The following is a 12,689-nucleotide window of genomic DNA, read 5'->3' as shown; positions in this document are numbered from 1 at the left end:
TAATGAAAGACTTAAGTATAACAGACGCATACGATATCATTAGCAATAAACTTATAGGATGGGCAACTAACTTTATTGACATGCTGCCTAACATTTTAGTTGCAGTAGTTATTCTAGTTCTATTTTATTTACTATCTAAACTTGCTCGAAGAATTACAGGGAAAGTTTTTGGTACCGTTTCCAGCAATGTTTCACTAGTTAAACTTTTAGGAAATACGATCTCATTGATAATTGTTGTTATTGGATTCTTCTTTGCTTTAGGGGTTCTCAACTTAGACAAAACTGTTACCTCCCTACTGGCAGGTGTGGGCGTAATTGGATTAGCACTAGGATTTGCTTTTCAAGATACAGCAGCCAATTTTATGTCGGGTATATTTTTAGCTGTTCAGAAAACCTTCAAAGTGGGAGACATCATTAAATCGAATGACTATATGGGTGTAGTGGAGCATATAAATTTACGAGCTACAATTATTCACACTTTTCAAGGACAAGAAATTATCTTACCCAATAAAATGGTTTTCCAAAGTGCAATTGAAAACTACTCAGAAACCAATAGAAGAAGAGTAGACTTGACATGTGGAATCTCATATGGCGACGATCTAGAAAAGGTAAAAGAAGTGGCTATAAAATCTCTAGAAGGAGCAGACTTTCTTGCTTCAGAGGATTCAGTAGATTTTATTTACACAGGATTTGGAGATAGTTCGATCAACTTCGATCTGCGATTCTGGTTGAAAGATACCACTCAAGGAACCTACAATACTGCTAAAAGCGAAGCTATTGTTAGATTGAAAAAGGCGCTTGATGCAAATGACATAATGATTCCATTCCCAATTCGAACATTGGATTTTGGGATTAAGGGTGGAGAGAAGTTGAATACTATGTTGAAAAGTAGAATGGATTAATTTTTAACTCAATTTATACCGAATCTCTTTTTTAGGGTGGATCATTAGGAGTAATTTTACAAAAAACACCAATTATGTCAAATCAAAAAGTAGCCTTACTCATATTAGATGGTTGGGGGATTGGCGACAAATCGGCCTCGGACGCGATACATCATGCGAACACTCCTTTTATTGATAGTCTGTATACTAAATATCCGAATGCTCAATTGAGAACGGATGGATTGCATGTAGGATTACCAGATGGCCAAATGGGGAATTCTGAAGTTGGTCACTTGAATATCGGAGCTGGTCGGGTAATTTTTCAAGACCTAGTAAAAATCAACAAAGCAATTGATGACAATAGCATCAGTGATAATATCGTGCTAAAAGAAGCACTTAATTATGCTAAAGTTGAGAATAAGAAAGTGCATTTAATGGGCCTTGTTTCTGATGGTGGGATTCATTCTCACACGAAGCATTTAAACAAGCTAATTGATATCACAGACGCGCATGGGATAAAAGATGTTTTTATTCATGCATTTACAGATGGAAGAGATTGTAAACCAACCAGTGGAAAAGATCACATTAGCCGACTAGCAGAAAAACTAAAAAGCTCTAATACCCAATTAGCGAGCATGGTAGGCAGATATTACTCCATGGATCGCGACAATCGATGGGAACGTATTAAAGTTGCTTACGATTTATTGACCTCAGGAATTGGAGTAAAATCTAAAGACCCACTGAAAGCCATCCAAGAATCGTATGATGCAGGAATTACTGATGAGTTTCTAAAGCCAGTTGTTTTTACGGATTCCGAAGACGAACCAATTGCTCGAATTGAGCGAGATGATGTGGTGATCTGTTTCAATTATCGTACTGATAGATGCAGAGAAATCACCTATGCTTTGACTCAAAATGATCTTCCAGAACATGGAATGATAAGTTTGCCATTGCATTATGTGACCATGACCAATTATGACAGTAGCTTCAATCAAATCAATATTTTATTTGACAAAGACAATCTAAAAAACACGCTAGGTGAGGTTATTTCACATGCTCAAAAGAAACAAATTCGAATTGCTGAAACGGAGAAATATCCGCATGTTACTTTCTTCTTTTCAGGTGGGCAAGAAGAGCCATTTGAAGGAGAAAGTAGAATTATGATACCATCACCAAAAGTGGGCACATACGACCAACAGCCTGAGATGAGCGCAGGAGGAATTGCGGAAAACATCATCAAAGAAATCCAAAAAGAATCGGCCGACTTTATCTGTTTAAACTTTGCAAACCCAGATATGGTAGGACACACAGGTGTTTTTGAAGCGATTGTTAAAGCGGTAGAAACGGTAGATGGATTGACGCAGCAAATTGTAGAAGAGGGAATCAAACACGATTACAGCTTTATAATTATTGCAGATCATGGAAATGCAGACTTTGCAATTAATGCAGATGGATCGCCAAACACAGCACACACCACCAACCCAGTTCCTGTGTTTTTAATCGATAAGAACCACACCGAAATAAACAATGGCGTTTTGGCAGACATAGCTCCTACCATCCTAACCATGATGGGAATTGAATGTCCTCCTGAAATGACTGGTAAAATATTAATCAACTAAATTGATTTTCAAAAAGATGAAAAACGTTAAAGAATACATTGAAGAACACAAAGACCGATTTATAAATGAACTAGTGGAATTACTTAAAATTCCTTCCATTAGTGCAGACTCGGCCTACAAAAAAGATACGATGGCAGCTGCAGAGGCTGTTAAAAAAACGTTAGAATTAGCAGGAGCTGACAACACAGAATTATGCCCTACAAAAGGGTATCCAGTAGTTTACGGTGAGAAAATGATCGATCCATCTCTTCCTACGATTTTAGTTTATGGACATTACGATGTTCAGCCAGCAGATCCGATTGAATTGTGGGATTCTCCACCTTTTGAGCCAGTAATTAAAGATGGAAAAATATATGCACGTGGAGCAGCAGATGACAAAGGTCAGATGTACATGCATGTAAAAGCTTTGGAATTGATGGTAAAAACCAATCAATTGCCGTGTAACGTAAAGTTCATTATAGAAGGTGAAGAAGAAGTAGGATCTGTGAATTTAGGCGCTTTTATTAAAGAAAATAAAGAACGTTTAAAAGCAGACATCATACTTATTTCTGATACTTCCATGTTATCTATGGAACATCCTTCAATCACTACTGGCCTGAAAGGATTGTCGTATTTAGAAGTTGAAGTAACAGGCCCAAACAGAGATTTACACTCTGGTGTATATGGCGGAGCAGTAGCTAATCCAATTAACATTTTGAGTAAAATGATTGCTTCATTGACTGATGAAAACAATCGAATTACAATTCCTGGTTTTTATGATAATGTAGCAGAAGTAAGTGCTGAAGAAAGAGCAGAGATGGCTAAAACACCTTTTGATTTGGATGATTACAAAGATCACTTAAAAATTAAGGAGGTACATGGTGAGAAAGGGTATAGTACGATTGAACGAACTTCAATTCGTCCGACGTTGGATGTAAATGGAATCTGGGGAGGATACATTGGAGAAGGTGCAAAAACAGTATTGCCATCTAAAGCGCATGCAAAAATTTCGATGCGATTGGTACCGAATCAATCTAGTGAAGAGATTACAGAATTGTTTAAGAAGCACTTTGAATCCATTGCACCGGATAGCGTGAAAGTAGTTGTAAAGCCTCATCATGGTGGTGAGCCTTATGTTACTCCAATAGATATTCCTGCTTATCAAGCAGCAGCGCAAGCGATCGAAACGACCTTCGGCAAACCTTCTATTCCTGTAAGAGCAGGTGGAAGTATTCCAATTGTTGCATTGTTTGAGAAAGAGTTGGGATTGAAATCCATTCTTTTGGGATTTGGATTAAACTCAGACGCGATTCACTCGCCTAATGAGCATTATGGAGTCTTTAATTTCTTGAAGGGAATTGAAACGATTCCATATTTCTTTGAAAACTTCTCACAATTAAAAGATTAACTATTGAAAAATAAACCAACTAAAGTAGTCCTGATGATTTTTATCATCATGGCTACTTTCTTAACCTCTTGTTCAGGTTTTGAAGAGATAGAACTATCATCGATACAATCAGTAAAAATGGAGGCTATGAATGGCAGTAAAGTTGACTTTGTAGTCAACGCTGAAATTTACAACCCAAATTCATTTAGTGTATCTGTTGTTGGAGCAGATTTAAACATTCAGGTAGAAGGCATTGACTTGGGTTCAACTTCTCTTGGGGATTCATTCAAAATAGAAAAAAACAGCAAAGAAGTGCATGAGATTCAATTTAGTTTGAATTTATCCAAATTGCCGTTTACAGTCATTCCAAAACTTCTCAGCATGGCCAATTCAGGGCGTTCTGATGTTAAAGTAAAAGTAGATGGAACCATAAAAGGACGTGCATTTTTGATCACGAAAAATTTTCCAGTTTCAGAAGAAGAAAGAGTTCCGTTAAAATTTTAACGGTATAAATTCACAGTTCCTTTGAAAATATGTGACTTGCCAGTAAAATCCTTTAATTCTGCGACATAATAATAGGTTCCTGAGTCAGATTTTTGACCATCTACTCTACCATCCCAACCAAGCTCTAATGCATTTGATGTAAATATGGTGAGTCCCCATCGGTTTAAAATAGATATTTTATAATCAATAACTCCACAAGCGGTTGGTCGAAGAATATCATTAATCCCATCGCCATTAGGCGTGAACACATTTGGAAAAACAAACTCAAACACGTCATATACTTCGATCAACTTTATCGTTGTATCAGAGCAAAAAAACTGATTTTGTACCACTTGTGTCACCGGATAAAATCCAACATTTGTAAAAGTATGTCGCACTATACTGTCGTAACCAACAAAACCATCCCCCAGATAAAGTGCACGTTCAGTCCAAGCAGATGAAGTATCAATAAACTCAAATTGAGCACTTTTTATAGAGCGAGAAGTATCTGAGGCAATAAATCCAGAATTTGGTCTTGGAAAAATAGTGACAGCAGAATCCAACGATTTGTAGAGCGTATCAATACATTTATCGGTGGTTCTTATTTGTAAAAAGACATTAAAAATTCCAGTCGTATCGTACTGGACTATTGGATTTTTTAAATTTGAAGTATCTCCATTGCCAAAGAACCACAAATAGGATATTTCAGATGCAGCTGTTGATCCATCAAAAAATTGCACTTGCTCTGGGAAACAAATCGTATCATCAGAAACTGAGAAATCAATCGTTGGATTAGCATAGACCTCCGCAAATAGCTCCAGACTATCAGAGCAACCATTCTCCTCTACAATTAACTGAACCGGAAACCTTCCAGTGGTATCATAAGTTACTGTGTTATTCTGCAAATTGCTTTGACTGATTGAAGACCGACCATCAAATTTCCAACTAAAAGTAGACTGGCTATTGAAATTTCCAGTTGCCGAATAATTAAAAACATTTCCATTAAAACATTGCGGATCTCCAACAATAAAAAAGGCTTCTGGCTTTGGTGCTACATTTATCGGTTGACTAGCAACTTTAAAGGATGTATCAATACATCTATCTTTTTGGTCGATTCGCAACGAAATGGTGTAACTACCTGGAATTGCATATTGTTTTGTTGGGTTTCTTTGAGTTGATGTGGTTCCATCACCAAAATTCCATAGATAACCTACATTAACAGCATCAGTTATAGAGCTATCAGTAATTTGAACATTCACAGGAGAACAGTTATCTAAAACGTTGACTCCAAAATTAGCAATCGCATTTCCGCCCAAATCAATTGTTTTTCGCACACTATCCACACAGGCTCCTTGTTTGGTTTTAAGCGTGATTGTTTTTAACCCAGACGAGGCATAATTGATGTTATTGACAGCCTGATTCGTAGAGGATTGTATGGAAGCAGAAGTTCCAAAATCCCAATCAAAAGTGGCATAGCTTTCAAAGACACCTTTCACAGTAACATCGATATTATTGGTATCTGTACATTGAAAAGCATCCAAATCAAAATCAACATCCAATGGGCCATAAATTTTATAGGTTACTATGGAAGTATCGTCACACAATGCACCCGGACCAGCTATTAAAGTAATGTTATACGTTCCAGTATCAGGATAAGTAAAAGTTGGAGAGGTCAAAATCGATGTATCATTCAATACTCCAGGAACACCAAAATCCCAACGAAAACGGGTTGAACCTGTACTCAAGTTATTGAATGTAATGGTCAATCCGTCACATGCAGCAGTTTGTGACTGAACGGCAGAAACTATTAGCGGGTCACAGGGCGCTGTATTAATCGTAAAGTCACGCTTCACCGTATTAATTAATATGCCATTTCTATATTCAGAAACACAAACTCCAACTACATAATTCCCTATTTGTGTTGGCGTTCCCGTAATAATCCCTGTAGATGAATCAATTTTAAAACTTGGGTTTGCAGGCAGGGGGTTTTGAGCATTGAATACTCCTGTATATCCTACTGGAAAGTAAGGAGGTGGATCTGAAAAATCACTGGTATTGGTATTGCTTAATCCACTAAACGGTGCACAGAATTCATAGACCAAAGAATCTCCATCTATGTCGATTGCTCCATGATCGAAAACAAAAGGGCGGTTGGCGCAAATTCCAATAGGAGGAAAATCCTTAAACGAAGCAGATGAATTACAGCTAGCAGCAGTGGGTGGAATTTGAGTAGTCAATGTAATCCCTTGTTCCCCAGGTAAAAATAGATTATCTAAAATAGGGGAACGACAGCACCTAGCATAACTAATGGTATATCCTTGGCTATTATTTCTAAGCACTAATCTAATGGTATAAACCCCAACTTCCACACAAACTGATGGGAGAGAAACCAAGCATGGGTCAAAGATAGCTAATGGAATTGTATCTCTGGAGGATAATGATAACGTCTGTTGCTGCAATATTAATGAAGCGTTATCGTAAATAGCCAAAAGTAATGGATCATCGAAGTCAGCACGATTTTGACCCACCGGAAACTCACAATCCCGATATACCTTCACAATAATTTCGTATTCACTAGAGTTAAATCCTGCTGGACCCAAACAATTGTATACTATTTCTCCTCCAATAATATGGCCTGCATTTAATTTCATAAATGGAGCCAATAACATAAATAAAGTAAACAGAAAAAAGAGTTTTCTCATTCAAATAAATTCAATTGAAGGGGTAAAGTTAAATAATTAACCTGATTCAAAATTCATAAGGTGAAAGGGATACGTAACTTTGGCATATTCAAGAAAACAAACGGCCATGGAACCAACAAAAAAGCACACCAATCTATTGATAAATGAAACAAGTCCTTACTTGCTGCAGCATGCACACAACCCAGTGGAATGGAGACCTTGGAATGCAGAAACTTTAACACTGGCTAAAAATGAAAACAAGCCCATGATTATTAGCGTTGGATATTCTGCTTGTCACTGGTGTCATGTGATGGAACATGAATCATTTGAAGACGAAACGGTAGCTAAAATCATGAATGAGCATTTTATTTGCATCAAAGTGGATCGTGAAGAACGGCCAGATATCGATCAGGTATACATGAGTGCCGTGCAGCTGATGACTGGTCAAGGTGGTTGGCCATTGAATTGTGTGGCTTTGCCTGATGGGCGACCATTTTATGGTGGCACTTATTTTAAAAAAGATCAATGGTTCAATATTTTGAAACAGTTAGCAGACCTATACAAAAACAACCATTCTAAAGTGTTGGAATATGCGGATAAACTAACTAAAGGAATGAATCAATCTGAATTGGTTGAAAAAGTAGTAGAAGCACCTGTATTTAAAAAAGAAGATATCCTTGCGACTATAGAAGAATGGTCTAAATCTTTTGATCTAGAAAATGGAGGACCAAATAGAGCGCCCAAATTCCCAATGCCTAACAATCTTGAATTTTTATTGTATGCCAATTACTACGCACCAAATGCAAAGCTTGATTCACACATCGACTTGACATTAGAAAAAATGGCAAAAGGTGGAATTTACGATCAGATTGGAGGAGGCTTTGCAAGATATTCGGTAGATCCTATTTGGAAAATTCCACATTTCGAAAAAATGCTTTATGATAACGCACAACTAATTAGTGTGTATTCAAAAGCTTTTCAGCTAAAACCAAACCCACTCTACAAAAAGGTTGTTGAACAAGCAATTGATTTTATAACAACAACATTGATGCATCCAGATGGATATTTCTATTCGGCCTTAGATGCAGATAGCGAAGGAATAGAAGGCAAATATTATGTGTGGACGAAAGCCGAATTAAAAGAAATAGCCGAAGAAGATTTTGAAATAATTGAACACTATTATCATATTAATTCACATGGATATTGGGAAGACGACAATTACATTTTGATGCAAAATCAATCTGTAGAACAAATTGCGGCAACGCTCAATTTACCCCAACAATTCATTGAAGAAAAGCTAGCCGTGATCAACTCGCGATTACTTAAAATACGCGAGAAAAGAATTCCTCCAGGATTAGACGACAAAACGCTTACTTCTTGGAATGCGCTAATGATAACCGGATTGATAGATGCAGCTAATAGTTTTCAGAATGAAGACTATTTAACTAAGGCGATTTATTGTGCGAATTTTATACTAGAGCACCAAGTAAAAAAAGACGGCGGATTATGGCACAACTTTAAAAATGGGAAATCAAGTATCTTGGGTTTTTTGGAAGATTATGCTTTTTGTGCGCAAGCGTTTCTTCAATTATTTGAAGCGACCGGTGATGAGAAATGGTTGACTCACACCAATACATTGGTTGAGTATTGTTACACCAACTTCTATGATAAAACCAATGGAATGTTCTTTTTTACAGACCAGCAAGACGATCCTTTAATCACTCGAAAAGTGGAATTCATGGACAATGTAATCCCATCATCCAATTCTGTTTTAGCCTCAGTACTTTTTAAATTAGGACACATAAAGGCAGAAGAAAAACACCTTAGTACAGCTAAACAAATGCTAGAAAATGTACACCAACAAATTTATCAATTTGGAAGTGCATTCTCAAATTGGGGCATTCTACTAATCCATCATTTGGTTAATTTTTATGAAGTAGCAATAATTGGAAAAGACAATAAAACGGCACAAAATTCGCTTTTGAGCAATTATATTCCGAATAAGATTGTGATCTCTACCAATGAGCCCTCCCAGTTGGAATTATTAAAAAATAGATTTGTAGAAAATAAAACCTACATCTACGTTTGCACTAACAAAACCTGCAATCAGCCAACAGAGTCGGTTAGTGCAGCAATTGAACAACTTAAAAAATAAAGCACACTGAAAACAAACTTCGTCTTACTCCTACTATTTCTTTCACATTTAGGATTTTCCCAATTGGCAAAACCAGTTGAAGTCTTCTTTGAATCCTATGAATCATTTAACACTGAATTTATTAAACAGGAAAAAATAAAGTCAATCAAACTCACCTATTCAGAAAAATTAGATGGGGCAATCATAGTTTCAAAACCGGCAATCAAAAGGTTTCATTTCGATAAAAATGGCATGCCTAGCAAGGAAGTTTATATAGAGTCGAGAGGAATACACATCGACAGTAGCACCATATATTTTTCATTCAATTCCAATTCTAATTTTTTGGAAGAAGAGTTAATATCTTACCAAAATGAAATTATAAAAAGGTCATTTAAGTACAATTCAAAGGATAGAATTCAATCCATTGCAACAATAAAAAAAATAGGAATGGTTTCAGATACCTCTGCATTCGAGCAATATCGGGAACCATACAGCGACGATAACTTTGTAAAACGGATATTTCTCAATAGCGAAGAAAGACCCTACTTAGAAGAGCGAAATTATTATGAAAACAAAAAACTAGTTCGACAAGAAAAAGATTTAATTATTACTTCCAAATCAGCAACTAAAGAGTGGATTTATAACTCCGGTTTATTGGAAAAAATAGAATACTTTAATTCTATAAATACTTATGAAAAAGGAACATACAGCTTCGAATATACCAATAAAAATTATTTAGAATATGCTTATCAACATATCAATTCTCAACTTTCAAAAAAAATAGCTTTTGTATATGCCCCAAAAAAAGCAACTCATTTGGAGGCTTTAGTCATTCGATATGAACAAGAGGGGAAAATCGAGATTATTCAGTTGGAGTACAACTATTATTAGTCATTTTTAATACCCAAAGTCAATTCCGTGTATTTGTAATCTTCTAATTTTTGTAATTCTTCAGCAATTTTCTTATTCCATTCTATTTGCTTGCCAATGAATCTCGAAAAATTACTCTCTGCATCATATTGCTCCTGCATTTTTTTATACTCTCCGGCCCAATAATGCTTCATGATTGATTTCATTACCGCCTCCGCATTATCAACGTTTATATCTGCATCAATCAATGCTTTTACAATTTTACGTCTCATCAATTCAGCAATATCAAAATGAAGTTGTTCGTGTTGCAACAGTAGATTATTCTTAAATTGTGGAATCACCCAAGATTTAGACTTTATAAAACAAGCATTGATATTAATTGTGACTCTACCATCACTATAGGTCTCAAATCCATAAGGAATAGCAATATTAGAAAGTGCAGCTGACGTTTTTGACTCAGGTGGAACTCCTTTGAAATCATCCCATTGTAAGGTAAACGTTTTATTCCAATAAATGTGATCGTGTTTGTCATCTTCTTCTTGCGCAAATGCTGCAAAAGAGATTATTAAAAAAGAAAACAATGTTAGAATTTTCATTTCAGGCTTAGCTTTAGCTATCAAATATAATGAATTGTCTATTGACTTTAACTATTGATACTAAATCTAACTAAAGTAGTTTTTTAGGGGTGGTAGCTAAAAAATCTTTCAAATAATAAGGTTCAAAATATGCAACATCCTCAAAATTAGATTTTTTAAAAGCATCTACTGCTAAAACTCCAACTTCAGCCGCTGATGGAAATATAGTATCAAGTAAAGTAAAATTTAACTTCGAAAATAACTCCTTACATTTCACTGCCCCATCACCAAAGTAATACACTTCTTGACCTTCATATTCAGAAAAACTTTCTTCATCAATAATTTTTGCAACTATTGGTGAGATTGATCTTTGATTCCCATCAAATGCACCTGAATAAACTTCCATTCTTCTTGCATCAATTAAAGGAAGGTAGATTGCCGCTTCTTTATTGATATAATGAAAAGCCCTTAAGCTCATCGCCTTTAACGTGTCAACAGCAATTAACGGAATATTTAAAGCATAACAAAACCCTTTTGCTGTAGAAACCCCTATTCTTAGACCAGTGTATGAACCAGGCCCTTTACTTACAGCTATTGCATCTAGCTGTTCAAAAGTGATCGCCGTTTCATCCAATAATTCAGCTATGAACTTATTCAACAATTCTGAATGAGAATAGTCGCCAGACTGCTCTCTAATTCCTAATAATTCTCCATTATTATTTAATGCGACAGAACAGACTTTAGTGGCCGTTTCTAATGATAATATTAATGCCATACCTAATCTTCCTTGCGCTCAAAAAGCTGTTCTTTCGATACTTTTCTCACTTTACTCTTATCTTCCAATAATTTAGAAATTGCTGTATATGGGCCAGTAATTACCTCCACATCTTGCTCCATCTCTGTAACAATTTCAATGTACTTGGTATCTTGAATACCTGTAGTGACATTCAATTGAATGGACTCTCCACCTTTCAATAAAAAGACACATTCCACCAACTCTTTGTCCCCATTTTTATCTTCTTTCGTAGAATCTTCCCTTGTAGTTACAGACTGGATCGGTAGGGAAAGTACATTACTTGCTCGCTTCGTTTGGATGTCAACATTGGCAGACATACCTGGTCTAAATGGGGAGGAAGTTGTATCTGCCGATTCGATTAAATCTTCATAACTCGTTCTTAATATTCTAATTTTTACATCAAAATTAGTGACTTGATCTATGCTAGAGCCAACTGTGTTCGCTGAATTCGCAATCTCAGTCACTATACCTTTAAATTTTCTATCTAAGTAGGCATCCACTTCAATCAAAACGGTATCGCCTTTACTCACTCTTACAATATCATTCTCATTCACATCGACATCTACTTCCATGGTGGATAAATTAGCGACCGTAAGAATTTCAGTTCCGGCCATTTGTGCTGTCCCCACTACCCGTTCTCCTTGCTCTTTACTCAGGTTTATAATGGTTCCATCCATAGGCGCATAAATGGAAGTTCGACCCAAGTTCTCTTTTGCTTCTTTTAAACTCGCTTCTGCACTTTTAATATTAAACAATGCCGCTTGAACACTTTGTTTGGCTGCTTCCACTTCTGCTTCTGCTACTTCAAATGAAGAGGTTGAGTTATCGAATTCCGCTTGAGATATCACTTTATCCTTAAATAGTTTTGAGTTACGTTCAAAACCAGCTTTAGCATTCGCAAATTGTGCCTTTGACTGTGCCAATCTTGCTTGAGAGCTGGAATGATTTGCTTTAGCTGTATTCACTGCAGCTTCTGCTCTTCCCAAAGCCGATTCTACTAGGTCAGGGTTAATTTTCAGCAGCAAATCACCTTGTTTTACAAAGTCACCTTCCTTGACCGCCATCTCTATAATTTCTCCAGAAACATCCGAACTGATAATCACTTCCACTTCGGGCTGAATTCTTCCACTTGCAGAAACGGTTTCAATAATGGTTCGAAACGTTGGATGCTCAGCCGTAACCTTGTACTCTTCTCCCTTCCCTTTTTTCATCACCACAACGACTATCAGTAATACTAATACAGCTGCACCTAAGATCCAAATTGTTTTCTTCGATTTCATCTCT

General features: G+C 36.3%; 10 protein-coding genes. 6 read left to right on the top strand and 4 right to left on the bottom strand.

Features of this window, described 5'->3' with window-relative positions:
* Positions 1-2: 2 nt before the first annotated feature.
* The 4 genes from ACTB0X_RS07340 (at position 3) to ACTB0X_RS07325 (ending at position 4,370) form a co-directional block, all read left to right on the top strand.
* Positions 3-902, top strand: coding sequence for a mechanosensitive ion channel family protein (locus tag ACTB0X_RS07340; RefSeq protein ID WP_463024349.1), 900 nt, complete (start codon positions 3-5; stop codon positions 900-902).
* Positions 903-976: 74 nt separating this feature from the next.
* Positions 977-2,500 (top strand): 2,3-bisphosphoglycerate-independent phosphoglycerate mutase, encoded by a 1,524-nt coding sequence (gpmI, locus tag ACTB0X_RS07335; RefSeq protein WP_463024348.1) that lies wholly within the window; start codon positions 977-979, stop codon positions 2,498-2,500.
* 16 nt (positions 2,501-2,516) lie between these two features.
* Positions 2,517-3,887, top strand: coding sequence for a dipeptidase (locus ACTB0X_RS07330; protein WP_463024347.1), 1,371 nt, complete (start codon positions 2,517-2,519; stop codon positions 3,885-3,887).
* A gap of 3 nt (positions 3,888-3,890) precedes the next feature.
* On the top strand, positions 3,891-4,370 hold the full coding sequence (locus tag ACTB0X_RS07325) for an LEA/WHy family protein (RefSeq protein WP_463024346.1): 480 nt from the start codon (positions 3,891-3,893) through the stop codon (positions 4,368-4,370).
* Here ACTB0X_RS07325 and ACTB0X_RS07320 read toward each other — a convergent pair.
* Positions 4,367-7,051, bottom strand: a complete 2,685-nt coding sequence (locus ACTB0X_RS07320; RefSeq protein ID WP_463024345.1) for a gliding motility-associated C-terminal domain-containing protein — start codon at positions 7,049-7,051, stop codon at positions 4,367-4,369. The genes ACTB0X_RS07325 and ACTB0X_RS07320 overlap by 4 nt on opposite strands.
* 106 nt (positions 7,052-7,157) lie before the next feature.
* On the opposite strand from ACTB0X_RS07320, the gene ACTB0X_RS07315 reads away from it, so the two are divergent.
* Both ACTB0X_RS07315 and ACTB0X_RS07310 read left to right on the top strand, forming a co-directional pair.
* Positions 7,158-9,185: a thioredoxin domain-containing protein gene (locus tag ACTB0X_RS07315; protein WP_463024344.1), complete on the top strand. Its 2,028-nt coding sequence runs from the start codon at positions 7,158-7,160 to the stop codon at positions 9,183-9,185.
* A gap of 63 nt (positions 9,186-9,248) precedes the next feature.
* A complete protein-coding gene (locus tag ACTB0X_RS07310; RefSeq protein WP_463024343.1) occupies positions 9,249-10,055 on the top strand; it encodes a hypothetical protein in 807 nt (268 codons plus the stop codon).
* Here the strand turns inward: ACTB0X_RS07310 and ACTB0X_RS07305 are convergent.
* The 3 genes from ACTB0X_RS07305 to ACTB0X_RS07295 form a co-directional block, all read right to left on the bottom strand.
* Complete coding sequence (locus ACTB0X_RS07305) at positions 10,052-10,630, bottom strand: DUF922 domain-containing protein (RefSeq protein WP_463024342.1); 579 nt, start codon at positions 10,628-10,630, stop codon at positions 10,052-10,054. The genes ACTB0X_RS07310 and ACTB0X_RS07305 overlap by 4 nt on opposite strands.
* 70 nt (positions 10,631-10,700) lie before the next feature.
* Positions 10,701-11,384: a tRNA (adenosine(37)-N6)-threonylcarbamoyltransferase complex dimerization subunit type 1 TsaB gene (gene tsaB, locus ACTB0X_RS07300; protein WP_463024341.1), complete on the bottom strand. Its 684-nt coding sequence runs from the start codon at positions 11,382-11,384 to the stop codon at positions 10,701-10,703.
* A gap of 2 nt (positions 11,385-11,386) precedes the next feature.
* Positions 11,387-12,685, bottom strand: coding sequence for an efflux RND transporter periplasmic adaptor subunit (locus tag ACTB0X_RS07295; protein WP_463024340.1), 1,299 nt, complete (start codon positions 12,683-12,685; stop codon positions 11,387-11,389).
* Between the last annotated feature and the right edge of the window lie 4 nt (positions 12,686-12,689).

This window comes from Acidiluteibacter sp. (assembly GCF_055129545.1).
Note: the sequence above shows the minus strand (reverse complement) of the source record. Positions and strands in the feature narration are given on the sequence as shown.